Here is a 20,369-nt window from a genome sequence, read left to right on the forward strand (position 1 = left end):
AAGACATGACTTTCCAGTCTCGCAAGACCCCCGTCCTCACCGGCATCGTCCGCTTGGGTGCGCTCGCCCTGATGGCGTTGCCGCTCGCCGCCTGCCAGACCGACCAGGCCGCCAATCGCGGCGTGCAGTCGGTCCACCAGCCGGTCGTCGGCCATACCGCCTTCACCTATGACGTGCAGGCAGGGCCCGATGGTGGCCTTTCGGCATCGGAAGCGCGCCGGCTGGACGACTGGTTCGTTTCCATCGGCCTTGGCTATGGCGACCAGGTCGCCGTCGCGACGGAGGCGGGCTACTACAGCCCCGCCCTGCGCGAAGGCATAGCCGATGTGGTCGCGCGCCATGGCATGTTGGTGGGGGAAGACAGCACGGCCGTCGCCGGCACCGCGCCGCAGGGCGCCATACGCCTGATCGTGCGCCGCGCCACCGCCAGCGTGCCGGGATGCCCCGACTGGTCGGACAAGCCGGAAGCAGACCAGCAATTGGGCGCGTCGAAAAATTTCGGCTGCGGCGTGAACGGCAATCTAGCCGCAATGATCGCCAATCCGGAGGATCTGGTGCGTGGCCAGACCACCGACAGCGATCTGCGCACCGCAACGTCCAACCGGGCGATATCAACCTATCGCGACAAGCCGCCGACGGGAACGGGCGACCTGAAGACCTTAACGGGAGGCAAGTGATATGAACGCACCCTGGAAACCCGGCGCATCCGGCCAGCGTGACCCTTTCCATGCCTTTGTCTGCGATGATCACAGCTTCGACCTGCTGCGCGTCGTCGCGGCCGAGATGGGCTGGGCGCCGGAAAAGGTGAACAAGGGCGGCATGCGCAACGCCGTGCAGTCCCTGTCGATCACCGCCTCGCCGCAGATCCTGTTCATCGACATGTCGGAAAGCGGCGATCCGCTCAATGACATCAACAACCTGGCCGAAGTGTGCGAGCCCGGCACGGTCGTCATTGCCGCCGGCCAGGTCAATGACGTGCGCCTCTATCGCGACCTGCTGGCCAGCGGCATTCAGGACTATCTGCTGAAACCCTTCGGCGCGGACCAGTTGCGCGACGCACTGGCCCAGGCGCAGGCCGTTTTCTTCGCTCCCCGCGACGCCGGGCCGGAACGGCCGCACATGACCACGGCGGTCATCGGAACACGCGGCGGCGTGGGCGCTTCCAGCGTTGCAACCTCGCTCGCCTGGCTGCTCAGCGAGAAGAAGAAGCGGCCGACCGCCCTTCTCGACCTGGACGTTCATTTCGGCACCAACGCGCTGGCGATGGATCTGGAACCGGGACGCGGGCTGACCGACGCCATCGAAAATCCCAGCCGCATCGACGGGCTGTTCATCGAACGAGCCATGGTGCGCGCCAGCGACACGCTGGCGATCCTGTCGGCCGAGGCGCCGATCAGCCAGCCCATGCTGACCGATGGCGGCGCCTTCTACCAGTTGCTGGAGGAGTTCCGGGTCGCTTTCGAATGCAGCGTCATCGACCTGCCGCGCGGCATGCTGATCCAGCACCCCCATCTGATGAGCGACGTGAACGTCACGGTCGTGGTTACGGAATTGACGCTGGCGGCGGCGCGGGATTCGATCCGCATTCTGTCCTGGCTCAAGACCAATGCGCCGCAGTCGCGCGTGCTGGTGGTCGCTAACCGCGTTCATCCAGGCGCGCCGGAAATCAGCCGCAAGGATTTCGAGCAGTCGATTGAACGCAAGGTGGACGTGCTGATCCCCTTCGACCTCAAGATTGCCGCGCAGGCGGCGAAGCTGGGCAAGACGCTGGCGGAAACGGCCAAGGGCAGCAAGGTGGGCGGCGCCTGCCAGGCCCTGCTGGAGGCGGTGCTGGGCGCGGCAGAGGATGCGGATGCCGAAGGTGGCGCAACCTCTTCGAAGAAGGGTGATTCCCTGCTGGGCAAGATCAGCGATCTCAAGAGCATGATCCCCTCGCGGCGCAAGGACAAGGCTTCGGCCTGAACAGGACGGACCATGCCGCCAGCGGGTGGCATGGCCGCTTTGATGGAACCAGACTGGAAACGGGCAGGCGCATGAACGGCAATATCATCCTGATGACGGTGCTGCTCGCAGCCATGCTGGGCCTGATCGTCATGGCCTTTGGCGGGCCTTCGCCGGAAAAGGCGCAGAAGCGCCGCATGCAGCTGATCCGCGGCCGGCACAGCGATTCGACGGACGCCATCATGGAAGCGCGCATGCGCAAGGCGATATCCAACCGCCCCGCCGGCAATGAAGCGTCGATGCTGGTGTCGCTGGTGCCCAATCCGGAAAATCTGGCCAAGCGCATCCGCATGACCGGCAAGAAATGGACGGTCAGCCAGTATATGACCGCCTGTGCCGTCATCTTCCTGCTGCTGACCGCCATATTGATGCTGCGCGGATTTCCGCCGCTTTTCGCGGTGATGCTCGGCCTCGCAGCGGGCCTTGGCCTGCCGCATATGTGGATCGGCCGGCTCATCAAGGGTCGCGTGCTGAAGTTCAACGCCAAGTTTCCCGACGCGCTGGAACTGCTGACTCGTGGCCTGCGCTCCGGTCTTCCCATTTCCGAGACGCTGACTGTCGTGTCGACCGAGGTTCCAGGACCGGTGGGCGAGGAATTCAAGCTGATCACCGAACGCATCAAGATCGGCAAGAGCATGGATCAGGCGCTGCAGGAAACTGCAGACCGGCTGGGCACGCCCGAATTCCAGTTCTTCGTCATCAGCCTGGCGATCCAGCGCGAAACCGGCGGCAATCTGGCGGAAACGCTGTCCAACCTTGCCACCGTGCTGCGCCAGCGCGCGCAGATGAAGCTCAAGATCCGGGCGATGTCCTCGGAATCCAAGGCTTCGGCCTATATCATCGGCGTCCTGCCGTTCCTGGTGTTCGGCCTGATCTGCTACATCAACTATAATTACATGTCGCCCTTCTTCACGCCCGACCCGGCGGGGCTGTTCGGCCTCTCGCTCATGCAGGTCGTCGGTATTGGCGGGATGTGCTGGATGGCCATCGGAGCCTTCATCATGGCCCAGATGATCAACTTCGAGATTTGAGGAAGCCGCCAAGATGGAAAGCACGCCCGTTCCTGCCGGCACCCTGTTCGGACTGACCGCCACCGATTTCGGCACACTGCTCGCCGCTCTGGCGACGCTGGCGACGCTGTTCGCGCTCTACGCGGTGATGACGGTGCGCGATCCGATGGCAAAGCGCGTCAAGACGCTCAACGATCGGCGCGAGCAGTTGAAGGCGGGCATCACCGCCTCCACCGCGCGCCGCCGCGCCAAGCTGGTGAAGAAGAATCAGGCGACCGACCAGATGCGGTCGCTCCTCTCCAACCTGAAGGTCCTGCAGGACGATCAGCTCAAGGAAGCGCAGACCAAGCTGGCCCAGGCCGGCATCCGGTCAAAGGACTGGGCGGTCGCGGTCATTTTCGGCCGCATGATCCTGCCGATCGTGATCGGCGGGATGGCGGCGCTGCTGCTCTATGCCGTGGGCATCTTCCCCGAATGGGGCGGCGCCAAGCGCTTCATGGCCTTTGCGGGCGCCCTGCTGCTGTCCTACAAGGCGCCGGACATCTTCATCGACAACAAGGTCCAGAAACGCTCCGCCGCGATCCGCAAGGGGCTGCCCGACGCGCTCGACCTGCTGGTGATCTGCGCCGAGGCGGGGCTGACGGTCGATGCCGCTTTCAGCCGCGTCGCACGCGAACTGGGCAAGGCCTATCCGGAACTGGGCGATGAATTCCACCTGACCGCGATCGAACTCAGCTTCCTGACCGAGCGCCGCATGGCGTTCGAGAACTTGGCAAACCGCGTCAAGCTGGACGCGGTCAAGGGCGTGGTCACCACCATGATCCAGACGGAAAAATACGGAACGCCCCTCGCCTCTGCTCTGCGCGTGCTGTCCGCCGAATTCCGCCACGAACGCATGATGCGCGCAGAGGAAAAGGCCGCGCGCCTGCCCGCCATCATGACCGTGCCGCTGATTCTCTTCATCCTGCCGACCCTGTTCGTCGTCATTCTGGGCCCTGCCGCCTGCTCTATCAGCAAGGCCTTCTGAAAATCGGGGGACGACAAAGGGGCGCTGCCGTAGCGTCCCTTCCAAAACCCCAGGAAAGCCGTTGATTTTCGGCTTGGCGAACCGGCGGAACCTGCCTTATCGCTCTTTGCAAAGACGCAAAATCCGGAGAGGTCAATGGTCGCCATCACCCGCATCGCCGCCCGCGCCGCACTGTTCGCCCTGCCCCTGTTCGCCGCCCTGCCCGCTGAAGCTGCGCAGCCCATCATCGGCCGCTGGGCCACTGTCGACGGCAAGGCCATCGTCCAGATCGCCCCATGCGGAAAGACGCTGTGCGGGCGTATCGAGAAGATCGTGAAGCCCACGCCGGGCCGGCCCCAGACCGACATCAAGAACCCCGATCCTGCACTGCGCAGCAAACCCCTTGCCGGACTGGCGCTGCTCACGGGTTTTGCCGACGCAGGCGAGCTGTGGAAAGGATCGATCTACGATCCGGAGAGCGGCAAGACCTACAACAGCAAGGTCAGCCGCAACGGCAACGGCACGTTGAAGGTGCAGGGTTGCATCATGATCTTCTGCAAGACCCAGACATGGACGCCCGTCCGCTGATCTGATGACCCGTTCGGACGGCGAATGCGGATATTTCCCGACAGATATGCGCCACGCTAACTGCAACGCCCCGGCCACGACCGGGGCGCTGGTTTCAGCTCCACCACAAGGATCAGGCCGCCTTGCGGGCCTTGGTCAGCTTCTTCATCAGCATGTCCCGCTTCAACCGGGACAGATGGTCGATGAACAACACGCCCTGCAGATGATCCATCTCGTGCTGGAGGCAGGTGGCGAGCAATCCCTCCAGCCGTTCCTCGTGGATGCGTCCATCCCGGTCCATCCAGCTTGCCCGGATGCTGGCCGGCCGTTCCACTTCCGCGAACTGGTCGGGGACGGACAGGCAGCCTTCATTATAGACCGACAGATCCTCCGACCCCTCCAGGATTTCCGGATTGATGAACACCATCGGTTTCCTGACCGGCGGCGCCCCTTCCTCATCGGATTCGGGTTCCTGCAGGTCGATCACCAGCACCCGCTTGGGCACGCCCACCTGGATCGCCGCCAGACCGATGCCGGGCGCGTCGTACATGGTCTCCAACATGTCATCGATCAGACGCTGCAAATCGTCATCGATCGCCTCCACCGGAGACGAGATGGTACGCAGGCGCGGATCGGGCGCCTCCAGGATGGGAAGAATGGCCATGGCACCAAAATAAACGGCCGGCCGGAAAATTTCAAGCGATCGCCATATTCACCCGATGGGACGACGGGCCCTCAGCGCCTGGGCCAATGTCCCCTCGTCCAGATAGTCCAGTTCCCCGCCCACCGGCACGCCATGAGCCAGCTGCGTGAGGCGCACGGGAAAGCGCTCCAGCCGTTCGGCCAGATAATGGGCGGTGGTCTGCCCCTCCAGCGTCGCATTCATCGCCAGCACCACCTCGTCTATGCCGCCCGCCTCCACCCGCGCCACCAGCGCGTCGATGGACAGGTCCTCCGGCCGCACGCCCTCCAGCGCAGACAGCCGTCCGCCCAGCACATGGAAGCGTCCCGGAAACAGCCGGGACTTGTCGAGCGCCCAGAGGTCCGCCACATCCTCCACAACACAAAGCGCCCGCGCATCCCGGCGCGGATCGGCGCAGATACCGCAGGGATCGACCGTGTCGACATTACCGCACAGGCTGCACGTCACCAGCCGATCGTTTACCGCGTCCAGCGCGCGCAGCAGCGGCTCCAGCGCGGATTCCCGCTTCTTCAGCAGGTGCAGCACGGCACGTCGCGCCGAACGCGGGCCAAGGCCGGGCAGGCGGGAGAGCGCATGCGTCAACGCTTCGATTTCGGGAGAAGCCATGGGACCGGAATAAGGGCTTGCAAGTCGTGGATACAAGGGGTTTGAGAGGCGTCTTCGTAAATACGCCTCCGGCGCGTTTCAGATGCGGCACCTCAACGTGCCGAAACCGAGCAAAAGGCCCGCCATGCGCATCGTTTATATGGGAACCCCCGATTTCGCCGTGCCGGCTCTGGCCGCCCTGGCAAAGGCCGGGCATGAGATCGTTGCGGCCTACAGCCAGCCGCCCCGACCGGCGGGGCGCGGCAAGGCGCTGCGCCCCTCACCCGTCCACGCGATGGCGCAGGAAATGGGCATAGAAGTGCGCACGCCCGTTTCGCTGAAGGATGCAGAAGTGCAGGCCGCCTTCGCCGCACTGGACGCCGATGTGGCGGTGGTCGCCGCCTATGGGTTGATCCTGCCGCGCCCGGTCCTGGATGCTCCGCGCTTCGGCTGCATGAACATCCACGCATCTCTCCTGCCCCGCTGGCGCGGCGCGGCGCCGATCCAGCGCGCCATCCTCGCTGGCGACAATGTCACCGGGGTCACCATCATGGACATGGAGGCAGGGCTGGACACCGGCCCGATGCGCGCCAAGCATGTCACGCCGATAGAGGACAAGACCGCCGGCGCGCTGACGCAGGAACTGGCCGATGCAGGCGCGGAGCTGATGGTCGAGGTGCTGGACGACATCGCCCTCCATCCGCCCGTCGCCCAGCCGGAGGAAGGCGTCACCTACGCTACCAAGATCGACAAGGCGGAATCGCGGATCGATTTCAGCCGCGACGCGCGTCAGGTCGAACGGCAGGTGCGCGCCTTCAACCCGGCGCCCGGCGCCTTCTTCGAATATCGCGGAGAGCGCTTCCGTATCCTCGCCGCCCATGTCGAGGAGGATGAAGGCCCGGCGGGCGAATTGCTCGACAACAGCCTGCTCATCGGCTGCGGCCATGGCAGTATCCGCCCGGCAGCCATCCAGCGCGCGGGCAAGGGCGCCATGTCGGCGGGCGAATTACTTCGCGGCTTTGACATGCCCGCCGGCAGCCGGGTCGACGCCTGACCCCATGGCCCGTTTCGCCTTCACTGTCGAATTTGACGGCCGCCCCTTCATGGGCTGGCAGCGGCAGGCCCATGGGCCGAGCGTACAGCAGGCGATTGAGGATGCGATCTTCGCCGTCACGGGCGAACGGGTCGCCGTCCATGCGGCGGGCCGCACCGACGCGGGCGTCCATGGCCTTGCCATGCGCGCCCATGCCGACATTGCGAAGGACATGACGCCCTTCCGCCTGATGGAGGCGCTGAACGCGCTGCTCCGCCCGGCGCCGGTCGCGATCCTGGCCTGCAAGACCGTGCCGGATGATTGGCATGCGCGCTTTTCCTGCAACGGCCGATCCTATGTCTATCGCATCGCCAACCGCCGCGCACCGCTGACCTGGGAAGATGGGCTGGTCTGGCGCGTGATCCAGCCACTGGATGCGGAGGCGATGCAGCAGGCCGCGCAACTGCTGGTCGGGCGGCACGACTTCACCACTTTCCGCTCGGTCCATTGCCAGGCGGAAAGCCCGGTAAAGACGCTGGACCGACTGGACGTGGAGCGTTCGGGCGACCGGCTGGCCATTCATGCGGAGGCGCGATCCTTCCTCCACCATCAGGTGCGGTCGATGGTGGGATGCCTTGCCATGGTGGGCATGGGGCGCTGGTCGGCGGCGGACATGGAGGCGGCACGGGACGCGAAGGACCGGGCGGCCCTGGGGCTCAATGCACCGCCGGACGGGCTGTATTTCGTAAGCGCGCGTTATCCGGACGATTGAGACGCGCCGGCTCAGGCGGCAGCGGGATGCGTCACAGGCTGGTCCGGAACGGCGTGAAATTCGTGCCCTCGTCGAACACGTCCAGCCCCTCGGCGCGCTTGAGGCGGTCGACCACGACATAGGTGACGGGCGTCAGCACGGCTTCCCATGTGACCTTCATCAACCAGTTCGTGACCATCACGGTCGCCACCTGTGCGTTGGTCCAGTTGCCGTAGAAGGCGAGCGGATAGAAGAGCAGGCTGTCCACCCCCTGCCCCACCACGGTCGATCCGATGGTCCGCATCCAGAGATGCCTGCCCTGCGTCAGCAGCTTCATCTTGGCGAGGACGAAGCTGTTGGCGAACTCCCCCGCCCAGAAGGCGGTGACGGAGGCGAAGACGATGCGCCATGTGCTGCCAAAGACGGCCTCATAGGCCTTCTGGTCCGGCCATCCCTCCGCCGGGGGCAACTGCACCACCACCCAGCTCATCAGCGCCATGAACAGCATCGCGCCAAAGCCAGCCCAGACGCAGCGCCGCGCCCGCGCATAGCCATAGACTTCCGTCAATACGTCGCCCAGCACATAGCCGAGCGGAAAGAAGAGGATACCGGCGCCAAAGGTGAAGCCGCCTACGGTCGACAGCTTCGCCGCGCCAATCAGGTTGGACAGCAGCAGGATCGCGACGAAACCAGCCATGCAGAAATCGAAATAGCGCAAGGGCCGCGCACCCAGCGCATAGGCATCGATTTTCCTTACCCCCTTGTCGGTCATGCGCTCCTGCATATCGGGCACGCGCGCAAATGCAATCGCCCATGATTGCAAGCGGGGCGAAGGGCGGCTATCGAACGCGCCAACGGCCCCGTAGCTCAGCTGGATAGAGCATTCGCCTTCTAAGCGAATGGTCACAGGTTCGAATCCTGTCGGGGTCGCCAATTCCCCTTTGCTTCACCGCTTTTCGCGGCGATCGGCCCCATCCCGGATCGGCCGCATCGCTTCATGGATCATGCCTGTCAGCAACAGGCTGCCTTGCCGCGACAGATGGTCATCGTCGGAATAAAGCGGCACGCCATGCATCATGGTCGCGCAATGGCCGCTGCGGCAGAGAAGACGGTGCGGATAGACGATGCTGACCGCGAAACGCCGCCGCATCGCGTCGAAGGCGCCGAAAACGCTGCGCTGACGCCGCAGATAATCCGCCAGGGGCAGGTCCAGCCCCGCCGGTTCGCTGTAGAGTTGGGCCCGCGCCAGGCTTTCCGGTACATTGCGGCGGAATTCCGGAACCGGGGCGACCAATATGACCCGCTTGCCCATGCCGGTCAGCGCCCGCACGCTCTCCTCCAGCCCCGCCCGGAATAGTTGGGCATCCCGGCTGAGGCTCCTGTCGTCATTCTCGTCCCGGCCAAGATAGCAGGGCATCCCGCCTTCCGGGCGACGTCCATCTGCGCACAGGCCCCAGCGGGACACAAGGAATATGGTGTGGATGGTCGGGCTGTCGCGCAGCATTGCCAGAACCTGCGCATTGAACGCGCTGCAATCATGGCTGGCGGGCTGGTCCAGCCGGTCCAGCCCCAGCAGGGTGGGGCAGGCGGGGTAGGATGCGATCCGTCCGGACAGGCCCAGCGCATCGCCCGCCTGATCGAATGCAGGTTTCAGCGCATGGGCGTGAGAATCGCCCCATAGCAGGAAGCTGGGCGCCGTGCCGTTATGCGCGCCCACCGCACAGAGCGTCCGGTGCCGGACCGCCGCCATGCCCGAACAGCGCTCGGGCAGGTAGGCCATGCTCCCGCTCGCCGCGTCGAGCGCAGCGACGGACGGCGCCACCCGCGCGGGCAAGCCGCCCGAAAGATAGAGCAGCGCTCCCGCTCCGCACCCCGCCGCCATCATCGCGCCAGCCAGCGCAAAGGCGCGGCCATTCGTGAAGCGGCGCGCCCGGCGGAACGGCTCCTCGATGAAACGCCAGGACAGAAAGGCAAAGAGGAAAGAAAGCAGGATGACGAGCAACTGCTCCCGCAAGCGCCAGTCCCCGTCGGTGCGATAGGTCCAGAAGACGACGATCGGCCAGTGCCACAGATAGAGCGAATAGGATATGCGGCCGATGGCTACGGGCGCCGCGCCGCCCAGCACCTGGCTGATCGCCGATCCGCTCTGCCCCGCATGCAGGATCAGCAATGCGCCGAGCACGGGATAAAGCGCGTTCAGCCCCGGAAAGACCGTTGCGCTGGAAAAGCCGAACAACGCCCAGCCGATCGACGCCATGCCGGCCAGCGCGCAAAGCTGCGCCGCCCATCTCCTCCGCAGCGGCGGCAACAGGCCCATCGCCAGCAACGCCCCCGCCAGCAATTCCCAGGCGCGGGGAAAGGGAAGGTAGAAGGCCAGCACGGGCGCACGATCGACCAAAAGCAGCGCCGTCGCGAAGGACAGCAACGCCATCATCGCCAGCAACAGCCGGCTGCGCCCTCCCGCCCGAAAGGCGCAGAGCATCAGGAGCGGGAAGAGGATATAGAATTGCTCCTCCACCGCCAGCGACCATGTGTGCAGCAGCGGCGCCTCCTCCGCCGCGCTGCCGAAATAGCCGCTGTGCCGGGCAAAATGCAGGTTGCTGGCGAAAAGCACCGTCGCTGCGGCGCTCAGGCCAAGAGCGCGATAATCAAGCGGCAGCAGGATCTGGCTGCCGACCAGGATGGTGACCGCGATGGTCGCGAACAGCGCGGGAAATATGCGGCGGATGCGCCGCGCATAGAAATCGGTCAGGCTGAACCGGCCTTCCGTCATTTCCCGGCTGATGATCGTGGCGATCAGATAGCCGGAGATGACAAAGAAGATGTCGACCCCGACGAAACCCCCGGTAAAGGGCCAAAGTCGGACATGATAGAACAGCACCGGCAGCACCGCCAAAGCGCGCAGCCCGTCGATATCGCGACGATAGGCCAGGGATGGCCTGGCGTCCGTCGCGGACGAAACCGGCAAGACCGGACAGGAAGCACTGGCAGCGATGCTTTCCCTCCTCTTTTCCGGGGATTTGGCAGGCGCTCATGGTGATAGAGCCTGTATCGCCCGGCGCATCGGCGCATCGGGACAGTCCCCAAGATCATAGGTGTTAGCAGGCTGGCTGGAAGGCGCAGGGAGGAGCGCGCAAGGGGTGGGTCCTTGACCGATCGGTCAGTCGCTGCTGCCGCGCCCTCCCATCGAACGCAACAGCAAGTCGTCGGTCACCGTCATGGTGAAGATGGGATCGGCGTCGGGCGGCACTTCAGCTATGGCATCGACGAAGGCGGCGCGGGTTTCGGGATCGTCATAGACCATCTTTTGATCGAAGGCCGTGCGCCAGGTCGCCTCGTCGGGCCATTCGGCATAGCCGACGAACCGTCCATCCGCATCGCGATGCAGGCGCGAACCATAGCTGCCATATTTCTCGCGGATCAGGTCGGTTCCCCGGCGCCATGCCTTGCGGAACTGATCCTCCTTGCCGGGGTGGACGCGCCACCAATAGACCGCGACGAACATCGCCTCTCTCCTTCAGGGGAGAGAATGAACTGCGCGGCGGGGAGTTGCGACGAAAAAGAGCAAAGCGCCGTGTCCCTGCAAAGCCGCTGGAAGGAGACCAGTGGCGCGCCGGCACGGTCCAGACGGCAGGGACGGGCTCCCGCCTTCGCAGGAACCCGCCATTCCCCGACGCCTATCCTTGGAACATCAGAGAACCGACTGGCCGGTCTTCTCCCAATCCGCCAGGAAACCGGCAATGCCCTTCTCGGTCAGCACATGGTTGAACAGCGCCTTGATAACGGACGGAGGCGCGGTCATCACGTCGGCACCGATCTTCGCGCTTTCCAGCACATGGATCGGGTGGCGCACGCTGGCCACCAGGATTTCCGTGTCGAACGCGTAATTGTCGTAGATCAGGCGGATATCCTCGATCAGCTTCATGCCGTCAAAGCCATTGTCGTCATGGCGCCCTACGAAGGGCGAGATGAAGCTCGCGCCCGCCTTGGCCGCCAGCAGCGCCTGATTCGCCGAGAAGCAGAGGGTGACGTTCACCATCACGCCCTCGCTGGTCAGCGCCTTGCAGGTCTTGAGGCCATCGATGGTCAGCGGCACCTTGATGCAGACATTGTCGGCGATCTTCCGCAGGACGGCGGCTTCCTTCATCATCGTCTCATGGTCGAGCGCGACGACCTCTGCCGACACCGGGCCTTCGACGATGCCGCAGATTTCCTCCACCACTTCCAGGAACTTGCGGCCCGACTTGTGGATCAGCGAGGGGTTGGTGGTGACGCCATCGAGCAGGCCGGTAGCGGCCAGTTCGCGGATTTCATTGGTGTCGGCGGTGTCAACGAAGAACTTCATGGATCTGCTCCAGCGGAGGGGAAAGGGTCGAATCGCGTCTCCTTTAGCGGCTCCCTGACGGATTAGCCATTATTGCCGATGACTGGCCCTTTACCGGGCGCCCCGCGCACCATTATGACAGCGGCACCTTTCCAAAGGACCGATCCATGCTCCGCCGCCTGCGTCCCCGCCACATATTGGACGCGCTGATCTCTGCCGGCCTTCTGGCCGCCTCGCCCGCCCTTGCCGCCAGCCAGGAAAATCAGTTCTGGACGAGCGAATCGCTGGTCGTCCAGGCAAGCGACGCGGACATCGTGTCGCTCGACCTCAGCCAACGTTTCCGCCAGGCCTCCTCCGGTGGCGAGCAGCAGACTGCGCGCATCACGATCGACCACCGCATTGCAAAGGCGGTGCAGATCGGTGGCGGCATCGCCTTCTTCCGGTCCGACCCGGAGCAGGAAATGCGGCTGTTCCAGCAGTTGACGCTGACCAGGGGCATTTGGCTGTCCCGCACCCGCATCGAGCAGCGCTTTTTCGATACGGCGGACAGGGCGAGCTGGCGGCTGCGGCAACGGGTGCAGGCTTCGGTGCCGCTGGATAGGGCGAAGCGGTGGACGCTGATCGCAGCAACCGAGTTGATGTTCCACCTGAACCGCGCCCGTCCCAATGACAAGCTGGGCCTTGCCGTCATGCGCAACCAGATTGGCCTGCGCCATCCGATCACCAGAGCGCTCGACGCGCAATTGCTCTACATGCGGCAGCAGAGCTTTCGCGACGGCCGCCCAGATGCGGTGGCGCATATCCCCTGGCTGACATTGAGCTGGAAGATCTGACGCTTCTTGGCCTTGCCTCCCCTGCCCGGCAGTTTAGGGAGGAGGCAATGAGTTCGCGCGCCCGTGTCATCCTGCTGAACGCCGCCCTGGGGCCCCTCGACTATCGCGTGCCGCACGGGATGGCCGTGAGGCCGGGCAGCATCGTCGTGGCGCCGCTGGGGCCGCGCCAGATCGTCGGCGTCGTGTGGGAAGAGGACAGCTTCCCCGAGATAGAGACGGTGGGCGACAATCGCCTGCGCAATATCATGGCGATCGTCGACGCGCCGCCGGTGCCCGAAACCGTGCGCCGCCTGATCGAATGGACGGCGGATTATTATCTCGCCCCCATCGCCGCCGTCCTGCGCATGACGCTGGCCTCGATGGCAGCGCTGGAGGGCGCGCGCACCGTCATCGAATATCGCGCCACGGGCGACCTTCCCGACCGCATGACCGAACAGCGTGCCCAGGCGATGGAACGCATCGGCGAACGGCAGGGGCTGATCCGCGAACTGGCGATGATCGGCGGAGTCAGCGACGCGGTGATTCGCGGATTGGTAAAGGCCGGTGCCTTCGAAGCGGTGGAGGTGAGCGTCGACACGCCCTTCCCCATGCCCGATCCCGATCACGCCCCGCCGCTGCTGTCGGACAAGCAGGGCGCCGCCGCCGACCAGTTCATCGCGGCAGTCAGGGACCGGGCCTTCGCTCCCTTCCTGCTCGACGGCGTGACCGGTTCGGGCAAGACGGAGGTCTATTTCGAGGCCATGGCCGCGACGATGAGGGAGGGTCGGCAGGTGCTGGTGCTGCTGCCCGAAATCGCGCTGACCGAACCTTTTCTGGAGCGCTTCGAAAAGCGCTTCGGCACCGTACCGGTGAACTGGCACAGCGGCCTGCGCCAGAGCGAGCGGCGCCGCGCCTGGCGAGCCATTGCGGCGGGCGAGGCGCGGGTGGTGGTCGGCGCCCGCTCGGCGCTGTTCCTGCCCTACCCCAATCTGGGCCTGATCGTCGTCGATGAAGCGCATGAGGCGAGCTTCAAACAGGAGGATGGCGTTCATTATCACGCCCGCGACGTGGCGGTGATGCGCGGCCTCATCGAGAAATTCCCGGTCATCCTCGCTTCCGCGACGCCCGCCATAGAAACGCGACATCAGGTGGAACTCGGCCGCTATCGCGAGATCAAACTGCCATCCCGCTTCGGCGGCGCGGCCATGCCGGAGATAGAGGGCATCAACCTGCTCACCGATCCGCCGGAGCGCGGCCGCTGGATCGCCCCGCCGCTGGTCCGCGCCATTGACGAGACCATGGAGAAGGGCGAGCAGAGCCTGCTTTTCCTCAACCGCCGGGGCTATGCGCCGCTGACGCTCTGTCGCCATTGCGGCTATCGCTTCCAGTGCCCCAATTGCACCGCCTGGATGGTCGAGCACCGGCTGACCCACCGGCTGGCCTGCCATCATTGCGGCCATGTCATCCCCGCCCCGCGCTTCTGCCCGGAATGCAAGGAGGAGGATTCGCTCGTCGCCTGCGGGCCGGGGGTCGAGCGCATCGCGGACGAGGTGAAGGCGCTGTGGCCCAACGCCCGCACCGCCATCGTCACCTCCGACACGCTCTGGTCGCCCGCCAAGGTGGCTGAATTCGTGAAATCAGTGGAGGCAGGCGCCGTCGACATCATCATCGGCACGCAGCTCGTCACCAAGGGCTATCATTTCCCGAACCTGACGCTTGTGGGGGTGATCGACGCCGATCTGGGGCTGGAGGGTGGCGACCTGCGCGCGTCGGAGCGCACCTTCCAGCAGATCGTGCAGGTGGCGGGACGGGCCGGGCGCGGGCAGAAACCAGGCCGCGTCTTCATCCAGACCCGCATGCCGGAGGCGGAGGTGATCAAGGCCCTGATCGCCGGCGATTCGGAGCGCTTCTACGAGGTGGAGACAAAGAATCGCCGCCACGCCAATGCCCCGCCCTTCGGCCGCTTCGCCGCGATCATCGTCTCCAGCGAGGAGGCGGACGAAGCCGCTGAGATCGCCCGGTTGATCGGCAAGTCAGCGCCCCTGATCGACGGGATGCGCGTCTATGGCCCCGCCCCGGCTCCCTTGTCGGTGCTGCGCGGGCGCCACCGCCACCGCCTGCTGATCCACGCCACGCGGCAGGTCGACGTGCAAGGCATCATTCGCGAATGGCTGGGCAATCTGACCTGGAAATCCGGGACACGCGTCGCGGTGGACGTCGACCCCTACAGCTTCATGTGATGGCCTGAGACCCCATGGAAAGTCCCTGCGTCAACATCTGCAAGCTGGACAAGGCCCGGCACGTCTGCACCGGCTGCGGCCGGACAACGGACGAAATCCAGCGCTGGGCAGGCATGAGCAAAGCCCAGCGCCGCGCGATCATGGAGCGGTTGAAGGACCGCTGAAACCCCATGCTCCTGCGCCAGAGCGCGCCGATACTCAGCCCTTCTCCCTCTCCAGCAATCTCTTCTTGCGTTCCACCCCATAGGCGTAGCCGCCCAGGCTCCCGTCGCTCCGCAACACCCGATGGCAGGGGATCAGCACGGCAAGAACATTGTCGCCGCAGGCCGTCCCGGCAGCCCGCACTGCGCCTGGCCGGCCGATGGCCGCCGCGATTTCGCCATAGGTGCGCGTCTCCCCCGGCGGAATCGCCCGCAACGCCGCCCATACCGCCTGCTGAAACGCCGTGCCGCTCACGTCGATCGGCAATTCCAGCGACTCGGCAGGCGCGTCGATCAGCCGGACAAGCTGGGCTGCCAGCGCCGAAAACGCCTCGTCGGCGGGCAGGATTTCCGCCTTGGGAAAGCGGCGGCGCAAGTCCGCCTCATCTTCATCGAAACTGATCCGGCACAATCCCCGCTCCGTGCCGGCGACCAGCACTCTCCCCAGGCTGGTCTGCACCACCGCATGGCGAATCGCCACGCCCCGGCCGCCATGCTTCCAGGCGCTGGGCGTCATGCCCAGGTGCCGCTCCGCATCGGCATAGGCGCGGCTAGGGGCATTATAGCCCGCTTCATAGATGGCGCCGGTGACGCTGCCGCCATCCTCCAGCGCGCTTTTCAACCGCTCGGTGCGCAGCGAGCGGGCGTAGGCAGCCGGCGTCATTCCCGTTTCCCGCCTGAACAGCCGGTGGAAATGATGCGGCGAATAGCCCGCATGCGCCGCCACCGCCTCCAGCGAAGGCGGGGTTTCGGCTGCGGCGATGAAGGTGACGGCCGCCTCCACCGCCAGCCGGTCGCGTCCCACTTCATCAGGGCGGCAGCGCAGGCAAGCGCGGAAACCCGCCGCCCGCGCTGCCTCCGGGTCGGCCAGGAAGATCATGTTCTCCCGCCGCGGATGCCGCGCGGCACAACTGGGCTTGCAATAGATGCCGGTGGTCAGCACCGCTCCCACGAACCGCCCGTCAAAGCTGCGATCGCGGCGTAAAAACGCGTCCCAGCAGGCGTCGGCGTCAGGCACGGCATGGATCTGGGCTTCGATCTGTCTCATCTCGGTCATGGATAAGAGATAGCCCGCCCGAACGCATCAGGCTTCCTGCCGCTTGCGGTCAAAAAGCGGTTCCGCGCTTTTTGCGCATTGCCTCTATCCCGCCATCGCATATGAATGCCGCCAGTCATGGTCGCATCATTCCGTCGCCTCGCCCCCTTCCTGGCCGCCCTTCTGGCTCTTGCCGGACCGACCGGCGTGCATGCCGAACAGCAGGACATTGCCGCCGCCGCCCGCGGCGTGGTCCGCGTCGTGCTGGTGGCGACCAACGGTTCCGACGCCTATTTCGTGGGCCACGGCAGCGGCTTTGCCGTCGCGCCGGACAAGATCATCACCAACGCCCATGTCGTCGAACTGACGCGCGAGGAAAAGGATCTCGTCATCGGCGTCATCCCTTCGGAGGGAACCAAGACCTATGGCGGCAAGATCATCGCCTTCTCGCCCGGCAACGACCTTGCGCTGATCCAGCTGGAGGAAGGCCATCTGCCGGTCAGCACCTTCTATGCCGGAGCGGTGAGCGACGGGCAGCATGTGACCGCCATCGGCTATCCGGGCACGGTCGACCGGGCGCAGGGGCTGGGCCTCAAGCAGTTGGTGGAACCGCTCGGCACGGTGAAGACCAGCGGCAATGTTTCCTCCGGCCGGGCCAGCCAGAATTTCGACACGGTGCTGCACACCGCGCCCCTGGCCGCCGGCAACAGCGGCGGACCGCTGATCGATGATTGCGGCCGGGTGCTGGGCGTCAACAGCTTCGGGTCTGTCTCCGACGGCAATGATGCGGAATTCGGATTCGCCGTGTCGTGGCGCGAAATCGCCTCCTTCCTGCGGCAGGCGGGCGTATCGTCGCTGCACACGATCGTTCCCTGCCGTTCGATGGCGGAGGCGGACGCCGCCGAATCCTCCCTGACCCAGCGGGAGCAAGCCAGGAGCGAGCAATCCGAGCGCGCCCGCGCGGACGCCCGCGAAGCGGCGCTGAACAAGGCGCGCGACACAGCCGAACGCGACGTCATCTCCGCGCGGGAGAACGCCATGGCGGGCGCCGCCGTGCTGCTGGCGCTGGCGGTGCTCGGGCTGGGCGCGGGCGGCCTGCTCTACAGCCAGGGACGGGAAAAGCGCGCGACCTGGTGGCTGGCCGGCGGCGGCATCCTGCTGTTCGCGGCAATCGGGCTGTTTTTCCTGAAGCCCAGCTTCTCCAGCATAGAGGAGCGCATCAAACTTCCGGAGGATGCGGGCGTCAACGGCAACGGCGCCTATGCCTGGGCGGGCGACAATATCTGCCGGGTGGACATGAACCGCAGCCGGCTTACCATATCCCAGCCCAATGACATCGGGTTCCACTGGGCCGAGGGCGGGTGCGTCGACGGAAACACCCAATATGTTTCTTCCGGCACAGGATGGCAGCGCGCATCCGTGCCCGATGATCATAATTTCGTGACCGTCAGCCGCTTCGATCCTGCGACGGGCACGCTCCGGGTCCAGCGCTGGCTGCCAGACATCGATACCATGGCGAAGGCCCGCGCACTAGGCGGCGGCGCGATCAAGGGGTGCGCGGGCGATCCTGCCCTGCTGGGAAAAATCGCAAGTCTGCAGAATGATCTTGCCGCCCTGCTTCCGGCCCAGCCCAATGAACGGATCGTCTACCATTGCCAAAAGGGTCGGCTCACCCCGGGCGAAGGGTGACGCCCGCCGCAGCCGGTCAACGATTCGGCCCATATTGAAACCCTGTCAAATCGCGATGATTTCATACTGACGGTCGAATCGCGTTCCATGGCTTGCATAGTCACAATCCCACTGCTAACCGGCCCCCCAACAGGGGATCGGGACGGACAGACCGGGCCCCCTTTTTGCATGACCGGCAATTCAAATTGCCTGGAATCAAGTGGAGGACGGTAAGCGCGTGGAGACGACCGGCGGTATTCAGGCCAGCCTCAGCGGCCGCTATGCGGTGGCGCTGTTCGATCTGGCCCGCGACGGCAAGACGCTCGACACCGTCGCGGCGAGCTTGGCTGCGCTCAAGGCGGCCCTGGCCGAATCGGCCGATTTCAAGGGTCTGGTGAACAACCCCGTCCTCAGCCGTGACGCAGCAGGCAAGACGATCGCCGCGGTCGCATCCTCCATGGGTCTCGACGCGCTGACCACGAATTTCCTGGGCGTGCTGGCCCAGAACCGCCGCCTTTCCCAGCTGCCCGCGATCATCCGCGCCTATGAAACGCTGCTGTCGAATCACAAGGGCGAGGTTCGCGCCGAAGTGACGAGCGCCCATCCGCTCGACGCCGGACAGGTCAGCGCCCTGCAGCAGGGCCTTCGCGCCCGCGTCGGCCGCGACGTCGCGCTCGATGCCAAGGTCGATCCCGCGATCCTGGGGGGGCTGGTCGTCAAGATCGGCAGCCAGATGATCGATTCCTCCATCCGCACCCGTTTGAATAGTCTCGCTTTGGCGATGAAAGGCTGAACATGGATATCAACGCCGCAGAAATTTCGAAGGTCATCAAGGACCAGATCGCCAATTTCGGCACCGAAGCGCAGGTGAGCGAAGTCGGTTCCGTGCTGACCGTGGGTGACGGCATCGCCCGCGTCCATGGCCTCGACAACGTCCAGGCGGGCGAAATGGTCGAGTTCGCCAATGGCGTGCAGGGCATGGCGCTCAACCTCGAAGCCGACAATGTCGGCGTCGTGATCTTCGGCTCGGACGCCGAGATCAAGGAAGGCGACACCGTCAAGCGCACCGGCACCATCGTGGACGTTCCCGTGGGCAAGGGCCTGCTCGGCCGCGTGGTCGACGGCCTCGGCAACCCGATCGATGGCAAGGGCCCGATCCAGTATACCGAACGCAAGCGCGTTGAAGTCAAGGCGCCCGGCATCATCCCCCGCAAATCGGTGCACGAACCCGTGCAGACCGGCCTGAAGGCGATCGACGCCCTCGTCCCCGTCGGCCGTGGCCAGCGCGAGCTGATCATCGGCGACCGCCAGACCGGCAAGACCGCCGTCGCGATCGATACCTTCATCAACCAGAAGGGCATCAACGCGGGCGACGATGAGAGCAAGAAGCTCTATTGCATCTACGTCGCGGTCGGCCAGAAGCGCTCGACCGTCGCGCAGATCGTGAAGCAGCTCGAAGAAAATGGCGCGATGGAATATTCCATCGTCGTCGCCGCGACCGCTTCGGAACCCGCTCCGCTCCAGTATCTGGCGCCCTATACCGGCGTCACCATGGGCGAATTTTTCCGCGACAACGGCATGCATGCCGTGATCGTCTATGACGACCTTTCCAAGCAGGCCGTCGCCTATCGCCAGATGTCGCTGCTGCTGCGCCGTCCTCCGGGCCGCGAAGCCTATCCCGGCGACGTCTTCTATCTCCACAGCCGCCTGCTGGAGCGCGCTGCGAAGATGAACGACGCCAATGGCAATGGCTCACTGACCGCGCTGCCGATCATCGAGACTCAGGCGGGCGACGTGTCGGCCTATATCCCGACCAACGTGATCTCGATCACCGACGGCCAGATCTTCCTCGAAACCAACCTCTTCTACCAGGGCATCCGTCCGGCCATCAACGTCGGCCTGTCGGTGTCGCGCGTCGGCTCCGCCGCGCAGACCAAGGCGATGAAGAAGGTGTCGGGCTCGATCAAGCTGGAGCTGGCCCAGTATCGTGAAATGGCGGCCTTCGCCCAGTTCGGTTCGGACCTCGACGCTTCGACCCAGAAGCTGCTGAACCGCGGCGCTCGCCTGACCGAGCTGCTCAAGCAGGCCCAGTTCTCGCCCCTGCCCTTCGAAGAGCAGACCGCGTCGATCTTCGCTGGCACCAACGGCTATCTCGACAGCGTGCCCGTCAAGGACGTGACCCGTTATGAAGAGCTGATGCTCGCCTATCTGCGTCACGACCATGCCGACGTGCTGGCCGCGATCCGCGACAGCAAGGACCTAGGCGACGAGCCCAAGGCCAAGCTGAAGGCCGCGCTCGACAGCTTCGGCAAGACCTTCGCCTAATATTTAGCCGTCACCCCAGCGAAAGCTGGGGTCTCAGGCCGGATAGGTCCGACCTGGGGGCGTGAGATGCCAGTCTGCGCTGGCATGACGGAACAGGATTGAACGAGA

20 protein-coding genes and 1 tRNA gene are annotated in these 20,369 nt (G+C 65.1%); 14 read left to right on the forward strand and 7 right to left on the reverse strand.

The genetic code is table 11. The annotated features are described in order from the left end of the window. The first annotated feature begins 5 nt into the window (after positions 1-5). The 5 genes from MRBLMA1_RS12760 (at position 6) to MRBLMA1_RS12780 (ending at position 4,605) form a co-directional block, all read left to right on the forward strand. Positions 6-677 (forward strand): CpaD family pilus assembly protein, encoded by a 672-nt coding sequence (locus MRBLMA1_RS12760; protein ID WP_363737206.1) that lies wholly within the window; start codon positions 6-8, stop codon positions 675-677. Position 678: 1 nt separating this feature from the next. Then, positions 679-1,962, forward strand: coding sequence for a pilus assembly protein CpaE (locus tag MRBLMA1_RS12765; protein ID WP_363737207.1), 1,284 nt, complete (start codon positions 679-681; stop codon positions 1,960-1,962). Positions 1,963-2,033: 71 nt separating this feature from the next. Then, a complete protein-coding gene (locus MRBLMA1_RS12770; protein WP_363737208.1) occupies positions 2,034-3,032 on the forward strand; it encodes a type II secretion system F family protein in 999 nt (332 codons plus the stop codon). 13 nt (positions 3,033-3,045) lie between these two features. Further along, positions 3,046-4,038, forward strand: coding sequence for a type II secretion system F family protein (locus MRBLMA1_RS12775; RefSeq protein ID WP_363737209.1), 993 nt, complete (start codon positions 3,046-3,048; stop codon positions 4,036-4,038). Positions 4,039-4,173: 135 nt separating this feature from the next. Next, on the forward strand, positions 4,174-4,605 hold the full coding sequence (locus MRBLMA1_RS12780) for a DUF2147 domain-containing protein (RefSeq protein ID WP_363737210.1): 432 nt from the start codon (positions 4,174-4,176) through the stop codon (positions 4,603-4,605). Positions 4,606-4,717: 112 nt separating this feature from the next. On the opposite strand, the gene def is transcribed toward MRBLMA1_RS12780, so the two are convergent. Together def and recR are read right to left on the reverse strand one after the other, a co-directional pair. Continuing rightward, positions 4,718-5,248, reverse strand: coding sequence for a peptide deformylase (gene def / locus MRBLMA1_RS12785; RefSeq protein ID WP_363737211.1), 531 nt, complete (start codon positions 5,246-5,248; stop codon positions 4,718-4,720). A gap of 48 nt (positions 5,249-5,296) precedes the next feature. Beyond that, positions 5,297-5,893, reverse strand: a complete 597-nt coding sequence (gene recR / locus MRBLMA1_RS12790; RefSeq protein ID WP_133652959.1) for a recombination mediator RecR — start codon at positions 5,891-5,893, stop codon at positions 5,297-5,299. 124 nt (positions 5,894-6,017) lie between these two features. On the opposite strand from recR, the gene fmt reads away from it, so the two are divergent. Together fmt and truA are read left to right on the forward strand one after the other, a co-directional pair. Then, on the forward strand, positions 6,018-6,926 hold the full coding sequence (gene fmt / locus MRBLMA1_RS12795; RefSeq protein ID WP_363737212.1) for a methionyl-tRNA formyltransferase: 909 nt from the start codon (positions 6,018-6,020) through the stop codon (positions 6,924-6,926). 4 nt (positions 6,927-6,930) lie between these two features. Then, positions 6,931-7,677, forward strand: a complete 747-nt coding sequence (gene truA / locus MRBLMA1_RS12800; RefSeq protein ID WP_363737213.1) for a tRNA pseudouridine(38-40) synthase TruA — start codon at positions 6,931-6,933, stop codon at positions 7,675-7,677. A gap of 31 nt (positions 7,678-7,708) precedes the next feature. On the opposite strand, the gene MRBLMA1_RS12805 is transcribed toward truA, so the two are convergent. Then, the gene (locus tag MRBLMA1_RS12805) at positions 7,709-8,428 is read right to left on the reverse strand and encodes a queuosine precursor transporter (RefSeq protein WP_363737214.1); all 720 of its coding nucleotides are present in this window, start codon (positions 8,426-8,428) and stop codon (positions 7,709-7,711) included. Between the two features lie 84 nt (positions 8,429-8,512). Here MRBLMA1_RS12805 and MRBLMA1_RS12810 point away from each other — a divergent pair. After that, positions 8,513-8,589 (forward strand) — tRNA-Arg (locus MRBLMA1_RS12810). 13 nt (positions 8,590-8,602) lie between these two features. Here the strand turns inward: MRBLMA1_RS12810 and MRBLMA1_RS12815 are convergent. The 3 genes from MRBLMA1_RS12815 to fsa all read right to left on the reverse strand — a co-directional run bounded on the left by MRBLMA1_RS12815 (position 8,603) and on the right by fsa (position 12,001). Further along, positions 8,603-10,624: an acyltransferase family protein gene (locus MRBLMA1_RS12815; RefSeq protein ID WP_363737215.1), complete on the reverse strand. Its 2,022-nt coding sequence runs from the start codon at positions 10,622-10,624 to the stop codon at positions 8,603-8,605. Positions 10,625-10,816: 192 nt separating this feature from the next. After that, the gene (locus MRBLMA1_RS12820; protein ID WP_363737216.1) at positions 10,817-11,161 is read right to left on the reverse strand and encodes an antibiotic biosynthesis monooxygenase family protein; all 345 of its coding nucleotides are present in this window, start codon (positions 11,159-11,161) and stop codon (positions 10,817-10,819) included. Positions 11,162-11,347: 186 nt separating this feature from the next. Further along, entirely contained in the window at positions 11,348-12,001 is a 654-nt protein-coding gene (gene fsa / locus MRBLMA1_RS12825; protein WP_363737217.1) for a fructose-6-phosphate aldolase, read from the reverse strand. A gap of 146 nt (positions 12,002-12,147) precedes the next feature. Here fsa and MRBLMA1_RS12830 point away from each other — a divergent pair, with 146 nt between their 5' ends. The 3 genes from MRBLMA1_RS12830 to MRBLMA1_RS12840 are packed head-to-tail and all read left to right on the forward strand — an operon-like array spanning position 12,148 to position 15,196. Next, complete coding sequence (locus MRBLMA1_RS12830) at positions 12,148-12,813, forward strand: DUF2490 domain-containing protein (protein ID WP_363737218.1); 666 nt, start codon at positions 12,148-12,150, stop codon at positions 12,811-12,813. A gap of 47 nt (positions 12,814-12,860) precedes the next feature. Continuing rightward, positions 12,861-15,032, forward strand: coding sequence for a primosomal protein N' (locus tag MRBLMA1_RS12835; protein WP_363737219.1), 2,172 nt, complete (start codon positions 12,861-12,863; stop codon positions 15,030-15,032). A 14-nt stretch (positions 15,033-15,046) separates the two neighbouring features. Beyond that, positions 15,047-15,196 (forward strand): DUF1289 domain-containing protein, encoded by a 150-nt coding sequence (locus MRBLMA1_RS12840; protein ID WP_363737220.1) that lies wholly within the window; start codon positions 15,047-15,049, stop codon positions 15,194-15,196. 34 nt (positions 15,197-15,230) lie between these two features. On the opposite strand, the gene ada is transcribed toward MRBLMA1_RS12840, so the two are convergent. Continuing rightward, positions 15,231-16,289, reverse strand: coding sequence for a bifunctional DNA-binding transcriptional regulator/O6-methylguanine-DNA methyltransferase Ada (ada, locus tag MRBLMA1_RS12845; RefSeq protein ID WP_363737221.1), 1,059 nt, complete (start codon positions 16,287-16,289; stop codon positions 15,231-15,233). Between the two features lie 117 nt (positions 16,290-16,406). Between ada and MRBLMA1_RS12850 the strand changes: the two genes are divergently transcribed. From MRBLMA1_RS12850 to atpA, 3 genes are all read left to right on the forward strand, one after another. Further along, positions 16,407-17,957: a S1C family serine protease gene (locus MRBLMA1_RS12850; protein ID WP_363737222.1), complete on the forward strand. Its 1,551-nt coding sequence runs from the start codon at positions 16,407-16,409 to the stop codon at positions 17,955-17,957. 217 nt (positions 17,958-18,174) lie between these two features. After that, on the forward strand, positions 18,175-18,729 hold the full coding sequence (locus MRBLMA1_RS12855; protein ID WP_133653031.1) for a F0F1 ATP synthase subunit delta: 555 nt from the start codon (positions 18,175-18,177) through the stop codon (positions 18,727-18,729). A gap of 2 nt (positions 18,730-18,731) precedes the next feature. Then, on the forward strand, positions 18,732-20,261 hold the full coding sequence (gene atpA, locus MRBLMA1_RS12860) for a F0F1 ATP synthase subunit alpha (RefSeq protein WP_363737223.1): 1,530 nt from the start codon (positions 18,732-18,734) through the stop codon (positions 20,259-20,261). Positions 20,262-20,369: the final 108 nt, after the last annotated feature.

Origin of the sequence: Sphingobium sp. LMA1-1-1.1 (assembly GCF_040676365.1) — a bacterium.
Lineage (GTDB): Bacteria > Pseudomonadota > Alphaproteobacteria > Sphingomonadales > Sphingomonadaceae > Sphingobium.